The organism is Lacticaseibacillus mingshuiensis (assembly GCF_016861785.1).
GTDB lineage: Bacteria > Bacillota > Bacilli > Lactobacillales > Lactobacillaceae > Lacticaseibacillus > Lacticaseibacillus mingshuiensis.
The window spans coordinates 166,114-185,314 of record NZ_BOLS01000001.1 but is presented as its reverse complement, the minus strand read 5'-3'; the positions used below and the strand labels follow the sequence as shown (position 1 = coordinate 185,314).

General features: G+C 54.7%; 15 protein-coding genes. 12 read left to right on the top strand and 3 right to left on the bottom strand.

Annotated elements, in window-relative coordinates; translation table 11 throughout:
- Nucleotides 1-48: 48 nt before the first annotated feature.
- Both JUE67_RS00865 and JUE67_RS00860 read right to left on the bottom strand, forming a co-directional pair.
- Nucleotides 49-1,974, bottom strand: a complete 1,926-nt coding sequence (locus tag JUE67_RS00865; RefSeq protein WP_203625828.1) for a hypothetical protein — start codon at nt 1,972-1,974, stop codon at nt 49-51.
- A complete protein-coding gene (locus JUE67_RS00860) occupies nt 1,971-2,564 on the bottom strand; it encodes a hypothetical protein (RefSeq protein ID WP_203636924.1) in 594 nt (197 codons plus the stop codon). The genes JUE67_RS00865 and JUE67_RS00860 overlap by 4 nt, the downstream gene beginning before the upstream one ends.
- Before the next feature lie 130 nt (nt 2,565-2,694).
- Between JUE67_RS00860 and dprA the strand changes: the two genes are divergently transcribed.
- Nucleotides 2,695-3,546 carry a DNA-processing protein DprA gene (gene dprA, locus JUE67_RS00855; protein WP_308441133.1) on the top strand — a complete coding sequence of 284 codons (852 nt, stop codon included), beginning with the start codon at nt 2,695-2,697 and terminating at the stop codon, nt 3,544-3,546.
- Between the two features lie 60 nt (nt 3,547-3,606).
- Here the strand turns inward: dprA and JUE67_RS00850 are convergent, their stop codons facing one another.
- On the bottom strand, nt 3,607-4,404 hold the full coding sequence (locus JUE67_RS00850; protein ID WP_203625824.1) for a Cof-type HAD-IIB family hydrolase: 798 nt from the start codon (nt 4,402-4,404) through the stop codon (nt 3,607-3,609).
- Nucleotides 4,405-4,905: 501 nt separating this feature from the next.
- Here JUE67_RS00850 and topA point away from each other — a divergent pair.
- The 11 genes from topA to hslU all read left to right on the top strand — a co-directional run bounded on the left by topA (nt 4,906) and on the right by hslU (nt 19,096).
- Nucleotides 4,906-6,987, top strand: a complete 2,082-nt coding sequence (gene topA, locus JUE67_RS00845) for a type I DNA topoisomerase (RefSeq protein WP_203625822.1) — start codon at nt 4,906-4,908, stop codon at nt 6,985-6,987.
- Nucleotides 6,988-7,463: 476 nt separating this feature from the next.
- Entirely contained in the window at nt 7,464-8,501 is a 1,038-nt protein-coding gene (locus JUE67_RS00840) for a hypothetical protein (protein WP_203625821.1), read from the top strand.
- A 192-nt stretch (nt 8,502-8,693) separates the two neighbouring features.
- Nucleotides 8,694-9,344 carry an NAD(P)H-binding protein gene (locus JUE67_RS00835; RefSeq protein ID WP_203625818.1) on the top strand — a complete coding sequence of 217 codons (651 nt, stop codon included), beginning with the start codon at nt 8,694-8,696 and terminating at the stop codon, nt 9,342-9,344.
- Between the two features lie 15 nt (nt 9,345-9,359).
- A complete protein-coding gene (locus JUE67_RS00830) occupies nt 9,360-9,935 on the top strand; it encodes a TMEM175 family protein (RefSeq protein ID WP_203625816.1) in 576 nt (191 codons plus the stop codon).
- 152 nt (nt 9,936-10,087) lie between these two features.
- A complete protein-coding gene (trmFO, locus tag JUE67_RS00825; RefSeq protein ID WP_203625814.1) occupies nt 10,088-11,419 on the top strand; it encodes a methylenetetrahydrofolate--tRNA-(uracil(54)-C(5))-methyltransferase (FADH(2)-oxidizing) TrmFO in 1,332 nt (443 codons plus the stop codon).
- Nucleotides 11,420-11,596: 177 nt separating this feature from the next.
- Nucleotides 11,597-11,920 carry a DUF6176 family protein gene (locus JUE67_RS00820; RefSeq protein WP_225877852.1) on the top strand — a complete coding sequence of 108 codons (324 nt, stop codon included), beginning with the start codon at nt 11,597-11,599 and terminating at the stop codon, nt 11,918-11,920.
- A gap of 2,440 nt (nt 11,921-14,360) precedes the next feature.
- The gene (locus JUE67_RS00815) at nt 14,361-15,119 is read left to right on the top strand and encodes a MerR family transcriptional regulator (RefSeq protein WP_203625810.1); all 759 of its coding nucleotides are present in this window, start codon (nt 14,361-14,363) and stop codon (nt 15,117-15,119) included.
- Between the two features lie 340 nt (nt 15,120-15,459).
- Nucleotides 15,460-15,738: a type II toxin-antitoxin system RelB/DinJ family antitoxin gene (locus JUE67_RS00810; protein ID WP_203625808.1), complete on the top strand. Its 279-nt coding sequence runs from the start codon at nt 15,460-15,462 to the stop codon at nt 15,736-15,738.
- A 287-nt stretch (nt 15,739-16,025) separates the two neighbouring features.
- Nucleotides 16,026-16,922, top strand: coding sequence for a tyrosine recombinase XerC (gene xerC, locus JUE67_RS00805; RefSeq protein ID WP_203625806.1), 897 nt, complete (start codon nt 16,026-16,028; stop codon nt 16,920-16,922).
- A gap of 233 nt (nt 16,923-17,155) precedes the next feature.
- Nucleotides 17,156-17,677, top strand: a complete 522-nt coding sequence (hslV, locus tag JUE67_RS00800) for an ATP-dependent protease subunit HslV (RefSeq protein ID WP_125696509.1) — start codon at nt 17,156-17,158, stop codon at nt 17,675-17,677.
- 12 nt (nt 17,678-17,689) lie between these two features.
- On the top strand, nt 17,690-19,096 hold the full coding sequence (gene hslU, locus JUE67_RS00795) for an ATP-dependent protease ATPase subunit HslU (protein ID WP_203625804.1): 1,407 nt from the start codon (nt 17,690-17,692) through the stop codon (nt 19,094-19,096).
- The last annotated feature ends 105 nt before the right edge of the window (nt 19,097-19,201 follow it).

The following is a 19,201-nucleotide window of genomic DNA, read 5'->3' as shown; positions in this document are numbered from 1 at the left end:
GGCTTCTTCATATTGTACAGATCGCGACAACCGGCTGATTTCTATCGGTTATTGTTGCATCGGTTTGTTCTCGATCATCTCGCGCTGGGCCGAATCATCCGTAATCGTCGCAGACCACGTGATCGTGTGTGTTTTTCCATCGCGTTCTTCAGTCGTGGTCCAATTCGGGAAGACTAATTGGCCGTTTTTCACTGCGTATTTGAACGTGTAGCCGGAACTTAAGAGCATGCCGTCAGTCCCGTCTTTTCCAGGTTTCAAGGTCATCACGCCATCGCTGAAGGTGACAGTATCGCTCCAGACTGGAATGTAGTTGCCGTTCCCCGTGAGACGGAACTCGCTATTCGACTTGAAATAGCCATACCCGCTATAGTCATGGACCAGATTTGTCGGGGCGGTTTGGTCATCCATGGCCTTGCTAGAGTCTTCGCCATCATAGAGAAGTGGGATGATCGTGAGGACTTTGCCAGTTAGATCTGGAATTTTTGCAGTAGCTCCGTCAACCGAGTCTGTTTTTTCCGCAGGCTTTTTCTCTTTCACTTTAGCCGTTGTCTTTTTCTCTTCAGGCCATTTGAAGAGGGGTATCCGAAATTCGATGGACTTTGATTCAACCGTTTCCTTCCCAATCAGCTCTGGAAGCTTGCTTTCAGCTTTTGCAGAAGCGATAAAGTCTCCGCTTAGCGAGGAATCTGTTGAAGTTTTAACAGGTGACACCGATTTGTTCTCGAATGAAAAATCTGCGTTCGCGTTAAAATCAAGTCCAGCGAAAGCCGAAAGATCGGCGCAATCGATGCCAGCCAGAATTGTGATACCTGGTGCGGCGTCGAGTCCGACTTTGACTTCACCCTTTGCGCCGACTTTGCCTGAAGTCTCGCTGCTGACGGTCGGCTTGAATTTGATGCCCTTATTGTTGATTGAAAGTGTGGCCTTTTGTATCGCATCGAAGTTCAATTCGACACCAAGCTCGCCATTGGCATCAAGGACGAGCTTTATCGGAATAGTGATTGAAACCAACGGCACGGCGGTTGGGATGTGTATTTCGCCAATTGGCTTACCGTCTTTGAGCTTCTTGAGAAATTTATTGTTATCAGGGGTAGCAGTGAGGCTGATTTTGGTGTGATTGCCATATGTCAGGGCTTCTTCAGCAGTAACCTTGTATTGTTCAGAAAAAAGGTTGATGTTTGCGTCGAAATCGAGACTACCCTTTATTGACAGCTCATTGCTTGCGGTGAATTTTGCCTTCTTTGGATCGTTCTTTGGGTAACTGTACGTAAAGCTTTCGCCCATGTATGCATTTGCCGAGGCCTCAAGTTTGCCGTCATACCAACTCGTCTGCGTCAAACTGAGTCCCTTCGCAGGCGTGCCACTCACGGCAACGTCATCCGCAGGCACAAACACCGCCTTATCCAACTCCGCCTTGCCGTTGTCGGCTGTTAGCGTGTGAAGCAGCTCCTGCGCGGGCAGATCCGCCAAAGTGAGCACCGTGGTTCCATTCTTGAGTGAGACATCCGTGACCTTCACCGCCTCACCGCCGAAGTTGAAGCCAAACGGTGGGACATACAACCGGTCGCCGACCCGGTAATCCGCTTTGGTCGAACTCAGAATGACTTGCGCCTTCGCTGGCTCCAGCTTGTACCGCTCGCCATTTTCGCCGAGAATCTGGCTGCCGCTCGTGAAGACTGCCTGACCAGCCGTATCCGTGACCGCTTCGCCATTTTCAACGGTGCCCGTGGCCGCCTTGACCACATAGCCATCTTTCCCACCGGGCGTGAGGGTCGCTGTGATGCCCGATCCGCTCAGCGTGTAGGCGTGCGTCTTGATCAGGCGCGTCGAGATCGTCTTGTTGCGAGCGACCGGCACCTGTTGAGTCGTCTTGGTCGTCTGATCCGTGAACGTGACTGTCCCGGACGCGACGCCGACTCGCGCGGAATAGGGGACAATGCCCGCATCTTTAACCCGCGTATATGCGATCGTCATCTGAACCGGATACGATTTCCTGTCGACACCAGCGCCAATTCTTTCGACTGACTGGCTGCGGACGCCGGCTGCGCCGAAAATAGGGTGATGCCGCCGGCCGCGGCCAGCAATACCATGACGGCCGCGCCACCCCGGCGTCGCCGCAGCAAAAGCACACCGCCACCCAACGCAACAATGGCTACGACACCGATCACGACCCATTTGATCAACGAGTTTGTCTTCTGGTAAGTCAGCGTCGCCGCGTGACTGTCGGTCGCCAATTGGTGCGTTTTCGGATCGATCGTAAAATGCAATCGGTGCTGGCCGGCCACGCCAAATGTCTTGAGCTGCCATTTCAACGTCCCATTAGTGCCGCCGAGCGCCTTGGGAAATTTTGCCTGGACCATCACATCTTGATAGAGGCGATCGCTATTATTTTTCAGAATCAGATCGTACTGATTGCCTTTTTGCCGTTCGATCTGCGTTTCAAGCGGCTGTGTGGTCGTGGCTTGCACCGAGACTCTTGGTCCAGTTAATGCGCCCCCCGCGATACCCAGCGCGATGCCCAAAGTGACACCCAGCGCCCCAACTTTTCGCCATCTCTTTGTCATCCCTCATGAACCCCCATGATCATGCGTTTCTGTTCACTCCCAATTGATGAAGTGTCTGCGATTTATTGTACCAGTTGGTCAAGGCATTTCGCGTAATTTATATGTATCGATCGAGAAAGAGGTGTGAATCTTGCAGATACGCAAGTTATTGATCATGTGGCACCTGGCCATGTTCACAAAGGAGTGGCAGACGGAAAATGAGATCTGGCCAGAGATCGCGCTGCGGCAGCTGACGGCGACCAGCGATGCGCGGGCCTTAGCGGATTGGCCGGGGCTGGCAGCGCACCGGCCTGCGCTTGAAAATCAACAGCGCCTTGCCCTCCGCTTGGCGCATGACCCCAGCATCATCACGCGCGCTGACCCTGATTATCCGCCGCGCCTGGGCGAGATTCCCCAGCCGCCATTGGTGCTGTTCACGGCGGGCAACCGGGACCTGCTTCAGACGCGCACATTGGCGGTGGTTGGCTCGCGGGATGCGGGGCGCTACACAAAAGCGGCGCTGGACAATTTTGGCAAGGCCTTCCCGCCTGATCTGACGATTGTTTCTGGGTTGGCGAGCGGGGCGGACACGATGGCGCACGAAATGGCGTTGGCGCAGGGCTTGCCGACGATCGCGGTGCTGGCGAATGGGCTGGACCGCGTCTACCCGGCGCACAACCGGCAGCTTCAGGCGGGCATCGCGGCGGGCGGTCTCCTCGTGTCTGAATATCCGCCGGGCACGTGGCCGATGCCGTATCGCTTCGTCGCCCGCAACCGCATCATCGCCGGCCTGGCGCATGGGGTGCTGGTGACCGAGGCGCGGCTGAAAAGTGGCAGTCTCATCACCGCCAACATGGGGCTTGAAACGGGCCGGGAAGTGTTCGCGCTGCCCCGCGATTTCGACCAGCCACTGGGCGCGGGTACCAATGCGCTGATTCAGGCCGGCGCCAAGCCCGTGATGAGCGCGCGGGACATTACCGATGAGTTGCAATATTTTGACTGACTAAAGCAAGCAAAAAAGCACGCCTTCCAGCTGGAAAAAGCGTGCGCGGTCGAGGCTTATTTAGTGTGTCGCAAAATACCGTTCCAAAAAGTCACACACCCCGGCCTCGTCATTGGTCTTCTCAGTGATCACATCCGCCGCGGCAAGGACTGCCGGAGCTGCGTTCTTCATCGCAACCCCGAGGCCGACTTCGCGGACCATTTCAAGGTCGTTGCCGCCATCGCCAAACGCGGCCATGTCCGCCAGCGAAATGCCAAGCCGGGCGCCGAGTTCTTTGAGGCCCGCGGCTTTGTGGCGGCCTGGCTGGATGATGTCGATGTCGCCATGGCCGGAGCTGGTGACTTCCGCGATTCCGGCAAAGGCCTCGGTGAAGCGCGCCAAGTATTCCTGCGTGCGGGCGGGAGCCATGTTGACGCCAAACTTCATGATCGGGTCGCCGTAAATGGTCAGATCATCGCGCACCTCGAGCCGGTGGTAGAAGCGCCGAGTCTGGGCGATGTATTCCGGGCCTTCCAGCGCGCGGACATACGCTGCGCCCACGCCGCACGCGATCACGGACAGGGCGGGATCACTGCTGAGAAAGTCGGTGATCTGGTCCGTCGCCTCTGGGGAAAAAGTGTGGGTGGCATAGGTCTGCTTGGCGTCTCGAATGTAGGCGCCGTTTTCGGCCACGTAGATCGTTTCCGGATAGGCTGAAAAAAATGAGCGTAGCTGGTAATACTGATTCCCGCTGGCGACGACAAATTGGATGCCTCGCGCAGTCATCGCTGCATGGACTGCGGCGAAGCGTTCTCGGTCATAATCTTGGTTGGAGTTGAGAAATGTGCCGTCCATATCAACGGCAATTAATTTGATCATGTTGGCCTCCTGCAAATTGAATTCCTAATGTCAGTATCTCATGCTGGGCAATATGTGGCTATCAAATATGGGGGTGTGCTGCCTGGTATTTTGCGGCTTGCTAGTTATGAGGTTGGGCAATATGTGGCGATCAATTCTATTTAGGTGCGGTTGGGCAATAGGCGGCGAGCCATTCTGTTGGGGTAAGCCGCACGAGTCTCCGCATCGCCCGGGTCCCACCACCAATGGGGGCCGGCAAAATATCAGGCGCGAGTCAACTAAATTTTTCGAGCCGCACCAGCCGCCCGGAACCACGATCCCCAAACTAGCTGAAAAGCCTGCTGGGACGGGGCCTGTTTGCTGCGCCGTGGCCAGCGGGTGGCGGCCTATTTTCCCCTGAAAACGACCTGAATAGACGCTGTATAATAGAAGAAACAGAATCAGATGTTTGACAAAGCGCGAACCGGGGCTTTATGATGTTTGGTGTTTTCGAGCAGCTCGCTCGCAGGAAGGAGGGCGCACATGGCCGCCAAGAATCTGGTCATTGTGGAATCGCCAGCAAAAGCCAAAACTATCGAGAAGTATCTGGGGCGCTCGTTCAGGGTCGTCGCCAGCCTCGGTCATATCCGCGACTTGCCCAAGTCCCAAATGGGTGTCGACGTTGATAATAATTATGAGCCAAAGTATATTTCTATTCGCGGTAAGGGCGATGTGATCAAGGAGCTTCGCAAAGAGGCCGCCAAAGCCGACAATATTTATCTCGCAGCCGATCCGGACCGTGAAGGGGAAGCCATCGCGTGGCATGTCAGTCACATTCTCGGGCTCGATCCGACCGCCAAGAACCGCGTGGTGTTCAACGAGATCACGAAGGACGCGGTGAAAAACGCGTTCAAGTCGCCGCGCAGTATCGATATGAACCTGGTCGATGCCCAGCAGGCCCGCCGTATTTTGGATCGGCTGGTCGGCTATTCGATCTCGCCGCTTCTTTGGAAAAAGGTGAAGAAGGGGCTGTCCGCGGGGCGCGTGCAATCTGTTGCGCTGAAGCTGATCATTGACCGCGAAGAGGAGATCCGCAATTTCAAGCCGGAAGAATACTGGTCCTTGGATGCGGAGTTCCAAAAGGGGACCGCGAAGTTTGCCGCGAGTTTTTACGGGCTGAATAATAAGAAGATGGATCTGAAGGATAACGCCGCGGTCCAGGACGTGCTCAAGCAGATCGACAAGAAGAAGCCGTTTGCCATCACGAATGTCGTGAAGAAGGAGCGCAACCGTTATCCGGCGCCGCCTTTCACCACGAGTTCCCTGCAGCAGGAGGCCAACCGCAAGCTGAACTTCCGCACGCGCAAGACGATGATGCTGGCCCAGCAGCTTTATGAAGGCATCAATCTTGGCGGCAAGGAAGGCACGACCGGGCTGATCACCTACATGCGTACCGATTCGACGCGTGTGTCGAGTGTCGCGAAGGCCGAGACGTCCAAGTTCATCCATGAGGTCTATGGCGAGGCCTACGCCGCTGTGAAAATTCGTCAGGGTAAATTGCAGGAAGGCGCCCAAGACGCCCATGAAGCGATTCGCCCGACGTCCACCCTGCGCACGCCGAAGAGTCTGGAATCTGTTTTGGACAAGGACCAGATGAAGTTGTACCAGCTCATCTGGAATCGCTTCGTCGCCAGTGAAATGACGCCGGCCGTGGTCGACACGGTGGCGGTGACGATCGAGCAAAACGGTGCGACCTTCCGCGCCAACGGGAGCCACACGAAGTTCCCCGGGTTCACCACGCTTTACGTGTCGAGTCGCGATGACGGCGAGAAGGAGAACCTTTTGCCGGAGCTTGCGATCGGGGACGCGGTCAAGCTGGTGAAGACTGATCCGGCGCAGCATTTCACCCAGCCGCCTGCCCGCTATTCCGAAGCGAACCTGGTCAAGGCGCTGGAAGAAAATGGTGTCGGTCGGCCGTCTACGTATGCGCCAACGATCGAGACGATTCAAAAGCGTTACTATGTGAAGCTGACCGCCCGCCGGTTTGAGCCGACGGAGCTGGGTGAGATCGTCAATTCGCTGATCAAAGAATTTTTCCCAGATGTCGTGGATATCAAGTTCACGGCGAAGGTCGAGGGCGAGCTCGATGCAATCGAAACGGGCAAGGCTGACTGGGTCCCGATCGTGGACGAGTTCTACAAGCCGTTTGCCAAGGAAGTCGCCAAGGCCGAGGTCGGAATCGAAAAGATTCAGATGAAGGACGAACCGGCCGGCTTTGACTGCGATGTCTGCGGTGCGCCGATGGTGGTCAAAATGGGTCGCTTCGGCAAGTTCTACGCCTGCTCGCGCTTCCCGGATTGCCGCAACACCAAGGCGGTGGTCAAGGAGATCGGCGTGGTGTGCCCGAAGTGTGGCATCGGCCAGCTGGTCGAGCGCAAATCCAAGCGCAACCGCACGTTCTATGGCTGTTCGCGCTATCCGGACTGCGATTTCGTCGCCTGGGACAAACCGGTCGGCCGTGATTGCCCGGTCTGCGGCCACTATCTGGTCGAAAAGCGCGGGCGCGGCGGCATGCAGGTCGTCTGCCCGAATAATGATTATAAAGAGGCTGTGGCGAAGAGCTGACAGTTCCGGGTTTTAGAAAATAGGATGGCGTTGATTTGCCCAGCACCAACTAGCTAAGCCCCAAATAGGATGGCGTTGCCCCGACTGTGGTGGTTGGGGCGGCGCCATTTTTGATTCGGCCGCCAGCGGTCGCATGCGGGAGGTGCTTGTGACGGTTGCCCAGTTTGAATCCGATTGGTTGCGGGTGAAAACTAGATGAGAGTGTGGGATATATTGGTTGCCTTCTCTGCTATTCTCGAGGATACTGGTATAGTTGCAGTTTTTTAAAGACGGTTTTGCGTGCCTATGACAAACGACTCTCGATTTTCGTAATTTATTTACGGTGGCAGTGATCGCGGGTTGTTTTGGGTGTCGAGGTGCCGTGAACCCGCGCCGTAATTGACTGCGACCATACTTTTGAACTTTGGGGGTGCGACATCCGCTGGGTGAGCGGGATCATCGCAAGCAACTATATTTATTATCAGGGGGAGTTTTACGTGAAGGATCTATTGGCAAAAACAAAGGAATTTTTTGCGTCGGAGATTGGGCTCTTGATCGCGACCATCGTTTTCGCACCATTGGGAATCTATCTGGTGTGGAAGAATCAGAAGTTCACGAAAAATGGCCGGATCATTTTTTCAGCCGTCGCGACACTGGTCTTTTTGATTGGCATCGGGACGATCAATTCGAATTCCGTGAAGAGTAAGTCGTACGACCATCTCAACGCGACATACAAGAAGTTGGTCGCAAAGGAAAAAGGCACCGCGACCGATTATCGCGAGCTGAAATCGGATTATAACAAGCTCGACAGTGAGTATAATGATCTTCAGACCGAGAACAACGACTACCACACGAAGATGGAACCTTATGAGAAACTGTCCGATGCGGATGCGAAGAAGCGGCAAAATGATGCAGCGGCGGCAGATAAAGTGAATGAGCTGTTGCAAGATCTTCCGAGCGTCGGCACACTCGCTTCAAAGGATGAGGCTTCTCTCAAGAAAACACGCACCATGTATAACTCACTAACCGCTGATCAGAAAAAGCTTGTCAATGTGACCCATCTGTCTGAGCTAGAAAGTGCCCTGCCAGGGGTGAAAAAGAAGGAAGCTGCGGCAGCCGCGGCAGCCAAGAAGAAGAAGGAAGAAGCCGCTGCGGCTGCGAAAGCCAAAGCCGCTGCGGCCGCGGCCGCCAAAGCCAAGGCAGCCGAAGAGGAACGTCGCGGGTATGAAACGGGCATCACCTACGATCAACTCGCCCGGACCCCGGATTCTTACATGGGTAAAAAGGTGAAGTTCTACGGGGAAGTCGTTCAGATCATGGAAGATGGCGACAGCGTTCAGGCGCGGCTTGCGGTCAACGGCGATTATGACAACATGCTGCTTTGCGACTGGACCAGCAGCACGGTCTCCTCGCGTATTTTGGAAAATGATCAGATCACGATCTTCGGCGTGTCCGCCGGTTTGATCACCTACGAATCGACCATGGGCGGCGACATCACGATTCCGTCTGTCGCGGTCGATAAGATCAGCCACTGATACGCAAAATCGCACCATCGAAATGTCCTTCTGCAAAGAGGGACATTTTTTGTTTTTTCGGCTTGGTGTCTTCAGGGGTGAACCAGTACCTCGGCTGGTGCGCGCTATTGGCTAAAAACAAATTGCGTGTTATTTCGCTAATGGGTAAACTGATGTGGGGAAATAATTTTGGGGCTATGGGAGGACAGGCATATGAAATTATTGATACTCGGGGCAAGCGGTCAGATCGCCCGCATCATCGAAACGCGCATCCTGAACGAGGACGCATTTCAAGACGTTGAGCTGACTCTCTTTTTGCGCAATAGCGACCGGCTTGCGTCGTTGAAAAATGAGCCGCGCGTTTCGATCATCGATGGTGACCTCGCCGATCTCGGCGCAGTGACAGCCGCCGTCCAGAATCAGGACTTGGTGCTCCTAGCGACGGTCGATACCGATCCTGAAAACGAGGTCACCCGCAACGTCATCAAGGCGATGCAGACGCAAGGCGTGGCGCGGCTACTGGCGGCCAGTTCTATCGGTATCGATAATGAGGAGCCAAACCGGCGTTTCCACGCGTGGAATCAGGAAGAACTGGCGGACGCGCTGCCACCGATGCGCCAAGCCGGGAAACTGTTGACTGAGTCTGGGTTGGCGGTCACGATCTTGCGTTTTGCGTGGATGAATAATGGGAATGAGATTCGTTATACGATTACAAATTCAGGCGCATTAATGGCAGGCGGTTCAGGCTCGCGCAAGAGCATGGCCGATGCGATCTTGAAGATTGTGGCCGACCCGAATCTATACGTCGGCGAAACAATTGGCATCGCAGACCCGACGACCAAAGATGCGCCCAGCGCGGAATAATCTGGGGGATAGTCGATGAACAAAGCACGCGTTGAAGCCTTTACCGATGCCATCGTCGCGATCGTGATGACGATCATGGCGCTGGAGATCAAAGTGCCAGATGGGAGCTCGGCGGCGAGCTTGTGGCATGAGGCGCCATATTTTCTGGCGTTCATCATCAGTTTTATTGTCATTGCCAGCTCGTGGTATCACCATCATTATTTCTTTTCAAAAGCTAAGTGGATCTCCAAGCGCGCGTTTTGGGCGAATACGTTGTGGCTGCTTTTGATGGCGTTTTTCCCTGTAGCCACTGGCTGGGTCAGTGAACACCTGAATGATCGCGCACCGGAATATTTCTACTTTTTCGTTTATGTGGCGTGGGCGATCGCGTATTATCTGCTGAATTATGTGCTGGTGAAGGACAATCCGGATGCGTCATTCAAGATGAGCGCATCGCTAAGTCGCGTCTCGCATTGGGTGATCGACCTTTCGTTGTTGGTGGTCGGCATCGTGCTGATCTGGTTCCTGCCGATCTCCGGGATGGTGATCGTCATTTTGCAGAGTTTGACTTGGGCTGTGATGACGCCTGCCGATTCGGATCATGTGGCGTAACTCGACTCTCACTGGAGGGCTTCTCGAAATTATTTTCGAGGAGCCTTTTTTAAAAATGGCGACGGGTTAATCTGTTTTAAACGATTTATTAAAGCGCCATCATTCGAATTGGTGTATCATGATTGCAATCAGATTTTCAAGGAGGAATGGCAATGACCACTGTGAACGTGATCGGCGCCGGCTTGGCCGGCAGTGAAGCCGCTTGGCAGATCGCCAGCCGCGGCGTGGATGTGAACCTTTATGAGATGAGGCCCAAGCAAACGACTCCGGCGCACCACACGGACCAGTTTGCCGAGCTGGTCTGCACCAATTCGCTGCGCGCAAATAGCGTGACGAACGGCGTCGGCCTGCTGAAGGAAGAGATGCGGCGGTTGAATTCTGTGATCATGACGGCGGCCGACGCTACGGCTGTCCCGGCTGGCGGCGCCCTGGCGGTGGACCGCGAGCCATTTTCCGCGTTGGTAACGAAAACGCTGCGGTCGCATCCCCGCATCCATGTGATCGAAGAAGCGGTCGAGACCATTCCGGATGGCATCACGGTGGTGGCGACGGGTCCTTTGACCGCGCCGAAAATGGCGGAGGCGATCGTTGCGCTGAATGGCGAAGACGGCCTGCACTTTTTCGATGCGGCCGCACCAATTCTCGATGCGAACTCCATCGACATGGACATCGTCTACAAGAAGTCGCGCTACGACAAGGGCGAGGCGGCGTACCTCAATTGCCCAATGGACCGCGATCAATTTTTCGCGTTCCAGCGGGAATTGGTCAATGCCGAAGTCGCCGAAGGGCATGATTTTGAAAATTTGACTGTCTTCGAAGGCTGCATGCCGATCGAAGTGATGGCCAAGCGCGGCGAACGCACGATGCTGTTTGGCCCACTGAAGCCGGTCGGGCTGGCGAATCCGCGCACCGGCCGCGATCCGTATGCGGTGGTTCAACTGCGGCAGGACAATGCGGCGGCAAGCCTCTACAATATTGTCGGCTTCCAGACGCATCTCAAGTGGGGCGAGCAAAAGCGCGTGTTCCGCATGATTCCTGGTCTGGAAAATGCGGTGATCGTCCGTTACGGCGTGATGCATCGAAATACTTATATGAATGCGCCTGTTGTGTTAAAAGATACCTACGAAAGTACCCGTCGTTCGGGATTATTTTTCGCCGGGCAAATGACTGGGGTCGAAGGGTACGTTGAGTCCGCGGGTTCCGGCTTGGTTGCGGGAATCAATGCGGCGCGGCTGGCGCAGGGGCTGGACGCGTTGACGTTCCCGGATGACACGCAGATCGGCGCGATGGCGCACTACATCACGCACACGGACGCCAAGCATTTCCAGCCGATGAACGCAAACTTCGGCATCATGCCTGCGCTTCCGACCCGCATCAAGGACAAACGCGAGCGCAATCAAGCCTTGGCGGACCGGGCTTTGGCGACGCTTGATGGGTTCTTGCCGACCGCCAATGCCGACGTTGCGGTAGAAACCGCGCAGTGACGGGATTCTTGCCCGTGGCGGGGTGTCTGAGATTCGCCCTAGGACGTCGCGTTCGCGCGAAAATGTGGATAGTTGGTCGAACGGAACACTAGAGACGCGTTTGGGCGTTCTGAGGTGTGAGCGCAACTATTTTGATGGTCGGATATCTGCTGAGCTTGTATTTCGGAGGCGTTTTTGGTGATCGAGCTGGAAGGATTCGCGGTGAAGTCCGATAAACGAGAACGTGCTCGGGAATGGATGCGATTCCTTCGCAAAAATCAATCGGCGGTCGATGCAACGTTGGCCGGCGAGCACTTGCGGGTCGAACAGATCTTTTCGTTTGAGCTGGCGGGGCGTTTGTATCTCTGTTGGTACACGGATGGCGAGGATGGCGGCGCCGATGTGACCGCGTCTGCCGCTTCCGTCGATCGGATGCATGTCGCATTTTGGCAGGAATGCATTGACGAGTCGGTGCCAAGCATCAAATTTGCGCTCGAGAATTCCTTTCGCGCCCAACCATGATCTGGAAAATGCCCACGTTGCGAATCGGCGACGTGGGCATTTTTCTTTCTAATTAAGGCGTGCGGAACTGGTGTGATGCCATCACATTATTTTCAGGCTATTGCCCGTGGCGTGCCCAAAGTCATGGACCCTGAGTCCGCGGATCTGCCGTTTTTAGTGAGGACTTCGCACATTTGCGGACTCGGGGTCCGGGAGATCGAAGCAAACCGGTGTGATGCCATCACATTATTATGAGTCTATTCCCAGGGGCTTGCCCCAAATTATGGACCCAGAGTCCGCGGATCTGACGCTTGTAGTGAGAAGTCAGCACATTTGCGGACTCGGTGGAGATCGAAGTAAACCAGTGTGATGCCATCACATTATTTTCAGGCTATTCCCGGGGGGCTTGCCCAAAGTCATGGACCCTGAGTCCGCGAATCTGACATTTTTTAGTGATTGCTTTGCACATTTGTGGACTCGGGGCCCATGAGATCGAAGCAAACCGGTGTGATGCCATCACATTAATATCAGTTTATTCCCAGGGGACTTGCCCAAACTTATGGACCCTGAGTCCGCGAATCAGACGTTTTTAGTGAGAGCTTCGCACATTTGCGGACTCGGGGTCCATGAGATCGAAGCAAATCGGTGTGATGCCATCACATTGATTTCAGGCTATTCCTTGGGGCTTGCCCAAGTCATGGACCCTGAGTCCGCGGATCAGACGTTTGTAGTGAAAAATCGGCACATTTGCGGACTCCGGGTCCGGGCGAATCGAAGCAAACCGGTGTGATGCCATCACATTAATATCATTCTATTTCCAGGGACTTGCCCAAAATTATGGACCCATAGTCCGCGGATCAGACGTTTGTAGTGAGAAATCGGCACATCTGTGGACTCGGGGTCCAGGGGAGATCGAAGCAAAACGGTGTGATGTCATCACATTATTTTCAGACTATTCCCGGGGGGCGTCCAAAGTGATGGACCCATAGTCCGCGGATCAGACGTTTGTAGTGAGAAATCGGCACATTTGCGGACTCGGGGTCCGGGTGAATCGAAGCAAAACGGTGTGATGCCATCACATTATTTTCTAGTGCTTTTCCCGGGCGTACGGAGGGTTCTGCCCGAAACGACTTCTCTATTCGGTGGACTAAGGTACGTCGATTGCGACGCACTACTAACACATAAAACGTTGATTTAACGGCATTTCTTGATTGACAATCTTCTCCGGTATCGAGTTATCCAGAAACAATCAATGGGAACGTTGATACACCGCTGTTTCTAAAGGATGGATCGGGTCCTGAGATTCGCTCTAGAAGGTCGAATTCATTTTGAATCTGATGGATTGATCGTGAAATCGTCGTAGAATGTGCGTTAGATAGTTGTGCCCAAATAAACACTGGAATGCCGGTTGCCTCGTATTTCCTAGGAACAAAAACGTGTACCAAGACGCCATTCTTGGTTGGGACACCGAATCAGTGTGATGGCATCACATAACTTTCTGACAGGGGGCCCGGGCGTGCCACTTGTGGACCGAAAGCTCACCCCATCTGCGAAAATTACGCAATCTCTGAGACCGTCGATTTGCTTCTTATGTGCTTAATTGTCGAGATTTCCGATCTCAGAGATCGCCCGAACCACCAACCCTCCCGGACAACCGGTACATCGGTGTCACGCCATCACACTAGTTTTTGCCAGAAGTCTGGGGCGTGCGGACCCGTGGACCGCGGATGTCGTCGTTTCAGGTCAAGAGAGGTTAATTCGCGGACCCGTGGACCGAAAAATCAGGCACCTGCGCAATCGCACAATCTCTGAGACCGCCGATTTGCCTCTGTCGGGTTGAATTGGCGAAATTTGCGGTCTCGGAGATCGCCCGAACCAAGAATTCTCTGAGCACCCGCTACATCAGTGTGACGCCATCACACTATTTCTTGCCAGAGTTCTGGGGGCGTGCGGACCCGTGGACCGCGGATGTCGTCTTTTCAGATCAAAAACGTCTATTTCGCGGACCCGTGGACCGGAAGATCAGCGCATCTGCGAAATCGCGCGATCTCTGAGACCGCTGATTTGCCGCTGCCGGGCTGAATTGTCAAAATTTTCGTTCTCAGAGATCGCGCGCACCAAGAATCTACCTGGGCGTGCGCCGGATCAGTGTGACGCCATCACATTATTTGCTGAGCGGACAACCGAGATAGGGTAAACTGATGGACCCTGAGCCCACGCCCGTGTCAGCACCTGCTGTGACGCCATCACATTATTTTCACGCTGCGCCACGGGGGCTGCCGTGGCATACTGATATTGGCGAATTCAGCGACTTCGTGGCCGTGGACTGGTGCATCCCCGTGGCCGGTTACGCAAACGGGACGGGGAAAACACCAATGGGACTACTTTTGCTTTCTATTTTCCCAAAAGTTGTTGACCCTGACGCGGCGTGAGGCCGTAAGCTTCTCGATGAGGTGAGAAAATGACTTACAAGATCAAGCAATTTGCGAAGCTGGCCGGGGTGTCGGAGCGGACGCTGCGGTATTATCACGAGGTCGGGCTGTTGGTGCCGCGGGTCGAGGAAAATGGCTACCGGGTCTATACCAGTGCGGATGCGGACCGGATGCAACAGATCCTCTTCTATCGCAACTTGGAGGTGCCGCTTGGCGAGATTCGCTCGCTGCTGGATGCACCGCGAGCTGATCAGGTGGCGGCGCTGCGGGACCAGCGGGAAAATCTCTTGGCGAAGCAGTCCCAGGTTCAGCAATTGATCGCGCAAGTCGAGGCGACCCTCAGAAACGAGGCGGAAAATATGACAGATGAAGAGAAATTCCAGGCGTTCAAGAAGGACATGGTTGCGAAAAATGACGCGGATTATGGCGACGAGGTCGAGGCGCGTTATGGGAAAAATGCGAAACGTGAGGCCGATGCGCAGCTGATGGGCTTGACGCCGGATCAGTTTGCGCGCGCCCAAGGGTTGCAAGATCAATTACGATCGTTATTGCAGGAGGCTCTTGCCACGCAGGCGCCGGCTGACTCGCCGGTGGCCAAGCGGATCTATGCGGCGCACCGGGCGTGGTTGACGTTGATGTGGGGCAAGTATGATCCGGCGATGCACCGCGGGCTGGTCGAGATGTACTTGGAGGATTCGCGGTTTGCGGATTATTACACGAAGCTGGTCGGGGATGACCGGGCGGTGCGGGTACTGGCCGCGGCAGTTGAGGCGAATGCACAAGATTGAGGACCACGAAGCGAAATCTGATATATTACGATATGTCCTTCGTCTTTGGATCTGTATCATGTGCATCGTACCTAAGAATTGCAAAGCCGACTGAGGGTGACCGGAATCGCACCCTGTCCCTGAGACCACACCAGCTGGTACTCCGGAAGCGACCTCTTAAGCGGGGCTCATCTGGGACTGGATTCTTAGCCAGTAGTCGTTTTAATGGGCGTGGCATTTCTAGATGAGAGACTCGTGTGGTACGCTGCCAAAGAATCCCTCCGTTGCACGAAGTAACGAGTGTGTCGTCAATTGGGACGCCAATGCAATACTTAAGCCAACCGACCCGAGGTGAGAAGCTATGGATGATAAGGAGAATAAAACAACCGTGACAGCCCAGGTCACGCCCGATATGAAGCGTCGCGCGACTCAGGTGTTTGAAAGCATGGGCTTAGACAGGTCTACGGCAATCAATATGTTCTTGATTAAAGCTGTCCGCGATAACAAACTGCCGTTTATACCTGAGGGTTCGCCACTCGAGGCGGCGGTTCAAGCGGTCAATGATGGAGACGGGATTACGTTCAACGATGTTCAAGCGGCACGGGACTATTTAAATTCTAACGATGATGACGATGACTAAGGCTGAGACAGTCGTATTCGCCCCCTATGTTTACATGCTAGTGAAGCGGCTGTACAAAAAGCATTAACGACGAGAAGGTGAGCCGGACCTGGATTCTGATTTGGCAATGGCCGAGATTCAGGCTGAGTTGGCCACCGACTGATCCACTTACTATATAATAGAAGAAACGCGTCGCCGATCTCGGACGGCGCGTTTCTGAATCCCGCTGGTGATGCGGTTTCAGGCGATTTCTCCCCGCAACTTGAGGCCGCTTGTGGTACGCTATACAGTGGCTGGAGGTGAGCGCGGTGAAGCAAGTCAACGAGTTTTTGCAGTACTTATTGGTCGAGCGTCATTATTCGGCCGAGACAAAAAAAGCGTATGAAGAGGACATCAATGAGTTCATTGATTTTCTCAAAAATAATGGCGGCTTCAAGGGCTTCAACCATGTCGATCAGCTGGATGTGGAAACGTATCTCTCCAGTCTCAATGATCGGCAATTGGCGCGCGCGTCGGTGTCGCGAAAATTGTCCAGTTTGCGTAGTCTATATCGATACCTGATCAAAGTGGGTGAGGCGAAGACCGATCCGTTTGAGTTGGTCGAGACTCGCAAGACGCATGATCACCTGCCGCAATTTTTCTACGAGCCGGAAATCGCCGAGTTGTTCAAGACGGTGCAGGGCAAAACGCCGCTGGATCAGCGCAATTGCGCGCTGCTTGAGGTGCTGTATGACACAGGCGTGCGGGTGTCGGAGTGCGCGAACTTGACGCTCAGTCAGCTGGACTTTGAGCTGGAGGTCATGTTGGTGCATGGCAAGGGCAACAAGGATCGGTATGTGCCGTTTGGCGGACTGGCTGCGGACGCTTTGCGTACTTATATAGATGATGGGCGCAAGACGCTGATGGCCAAGCTCGACGAACGCCACGACAAGGTCTTTGTCAATCAGCACGGCAAGCCGATCACGTCGCGCGGTATCGAATATATTTTGGACCAGCTGTTCAAGCAGACCAGTCTGACGGGGAAAATTCATCCGCATATGTTGCGGCACAGTTTTGCCACCCATATGCTGGATCACGGCGCCGACTTGCGCAGTGTGCAGGAGCTGTTGGGCCACGCAAGCCTCTCGACGACGCAGATCTACACGCATCTGTCGACGGAGCACCTGAAGGCGGATTACATGAAGTATTTTCCAAAGCACAACTGAGCGCGGCGGAAAATTCCGCCTGCGCGCCGCAGATCTTTGCGCGTCCTGATTTCAGTTTGCGCGCCCCAGCTCTTGTGCATCCTATTTCACGCAGGCGCGCCCAAGATCTTGCGCGTCCAATTTTCACCCACCCGCCGACCCGCCAGATTGTTGAGGCAGGTTCGGCCAAAAGTCTGATGTGACAGGACGTCATGATTGATAGACTATTATCATCAATTAAAGGAGTTCATACAATGACAACAATTGCAGCCGTTAGAAAAAATGGGCACACCGCCATCGCCGGCGACGGACAAGTCACGCTGGGCGAAAAGGTCATCATGAAGGGCAATGCCCAAAAGATTCGCCGCATCTATGGCGGCAAGGTCGTCATCGGGTTTGCCGGTGGGGTGGCCGATGCCATCACGCTGGAGGACTGGCTCGAGAAAAAACTCGAGACGCATGCCGGCAATCTGCGGCGCTCCGCTGTGGCGCTGGCGCAGGACTGGCGCAAGGATCCGACGCTGCAAAAATTGCAGGCAGAGCTGATCGCGCTGGATAAGGACGACTTGCTGCTGATCTCCGGTCAAGGCGAGGTCATCGAACCGGATGCGGATGTGATCGCGATCGGCTCTGGTGGCAATTATGCCCAAGCCGCCGCGATGGCAATGATTCGCCACACGCAGATGAGCGCCGAGAATATCGCAAAAGAAGCGATCGAGATCGCGTCAAACATCGATATTTTTACAAATCAAAACATCTTAGTTGAAAGCTTCTAACAGGAGGCCAATATGACTGTCAAAACCCCAAAAGAGATCGTCTCTGAACTTGACCAATATGTGATCGGGCAAGATGAGGCCAAGCGCGCCGTGGCGGTCGCGCTGTATAACCGCTACCGGCGGATGCAGCTGCCGGCGAAGATGCAACAAGACATCACGCCGAAAAACCTGCTGATGATCGGCCCCACCGGTGTCGGCAAAACGGAGATCGCGCGGCGCCTGGCGAAGGTCGTCGACGCGCCATTTGTCAAAGTTGAAGCCACGAAATTCACCGAAGTCGGCTATGTCGGCCGCGATGTCGAAAGCATGGTCCGCGACCTTGCCGATGTGGCCGTATCGATGGAGGAAGAGCGCGCGTACGCCAATGTGCATGAGCGCGCGGAACGCGAAGCTAACAAGCGCCTCGTTCGCCTGTTAGTCCCGGCCATCAAGAAGGAAAAAAAGGCTAGTGCCAACCCGATGGCGGATATGATGTCGATGCTGCAGAATCTGCAAAACAATGATGCCCAGCAGCCGAAGCAAGAAGACGGCGAGCTCAACGATTCGATTCGCAATGAGCGTCTGAACGTCGCCGAACAGATCGATGCGGGGATGCTCGAGGACCGCGAACTCACCGTGGCTGTTGAAGATGAGAAGAAGCCAAACGGGGCCGGCGACATGTACGGCCAGATGGGCATCGATTTGTCCGACATGATGGGTTCGATGATGCCGAAGAAAAAAGTGGAGCGTACCATGACCGTTCGTGAGGCTCGCGAAGTCTTCACGCGCGAGGAAGCTAGCAAGCTGGTCAACCACGCCGACATTTATCACAATGCTATCAAGTCTGCCGAAAACAACGGCATCATTTTCATCGATGAAATCGACAAGATCGCAGCCGGCAACAAAAACACGTCGGGCGAAGTGTCCCGTGAAGGCGTTCAGCGCGACATTTTGCCGATCGTCGAAGGCTCTCAGGTCTCGACCAAATACGGCCCGCTGAACACCGACCACGTGCTGTTCATCGGCTCCGGTGCGTTCGCCACCGCCAAGCCGTCCGACCTGATCGCCGAGCTGCAAGGCCGCTTCCCGATTCGCGTGGAGCTCAAGGACCTGACCCAAGATGACTTCGTGCGCATTTTGACCGAACCTGACAACGCGCTGGTCAAGCAGTACATTTCCTTGATCGGCACGGATGGCGTTAAGATCACCTTCACCAAGGAAGCCATCAACCGCATCGCCGAGATCGCCATCGCCGTTAACCGCGACACCGACAACATCGGCGCCCGCCGCCTCGCGACCATCCTGGAAAAATTGCTCGAGGACATCCTCTACGAAGGTCCAGACATGCAAATGGGGGCCATCACCATCACAGAGAAGTACGTCAACGACAAAGTGGGGAATATTGCGGACGACAAAGATCTGATGCGGTTTATTCTGTAAGGGTGCGAAGGCTCGCGCTTATGGTGGAACAGCTAGGTTGGCGCAGGCGCTTGATGGCGCACTTGGCCATCGAGTGAATGCGACACCTAGATGCTTCCACCATGC

Bases quoted from the DNA above. Each gene is read 5' to 3' on its own strand.
- JUE67_RS00865 (WP_203625828.1), bottom strand. From the start codon at position 1,974: ATGACGATCGCATATACGCGGGTTAAAGATGCGGGCATTGTCCCCTAT.
- JUE67_RS00860 (WP_203636924.1), bottom strand. From the start codon at position 2,564: ATGACAAAGAGATGGCGAAAAGTTGGGGCGCTGGGTGTCACTTTGGGC.
- JUE67_RS00850 (WP_203625824.1), bottom strand. From the start codon at position 4,404: ATGATCAAATTAATTGCCGTTGATATGGACGGCACATTTCTCAACTCC.
- topA (WP_203625822.1), top strand. From the start codon at position 4,906: ATGGCCGCCAAGAATCTGGTCATTGTGGAATCGCCAGCAAAAGCCAAA.
- JUE67_RS00835 (WP_203625818.1), top strand. From the start codon at position 8,694: ATGAAATTATTGATACTCGGGGCAAGCGGTCAGATCGCCCGCATCATC.
- JUE67_RS00830 (WP_203625816.1), top strand. From the start codon at position 9,360: ATGAACAAAGCACGCGTTGAAGCCTTTACCGATGCCATCGTCGCGATC.
- trmFO (WP_203625814.1), top strand. From the start codon at position 10,088: ATGACCACTGTGAACGTGATCGGCGCCGGCTTGGCCGGCAGTGAAGCC.
- JUE67_RS00815 (WP_203625810.1), top strand. From the start codon at position 14,361: ATGACTTACAAGATCAAGCAATTTGCGAAGCTGGCCGGGGTGTCGGAG.
- JUE67_RS00810 (WP_203625808.1), top strand. From the start codon at position 15,460: ATGGATGATAAGGAGAATAAAACAACCGTGACAGCCCAGGTCACGCCC.
- hslV (WP_125696509.1), top strand. From the start codon at position 17,156: ATGACAACAATTGCAGCCGTTAGAAAAAATGGGCACACCGCCATCGCC.
- hslU (WP_203625804.1), top strand. From the start codon at position 17,690: ATGACTGTCAAAACCCCAAAAGAGATCGTCTCTGAACTTGACCAATAT.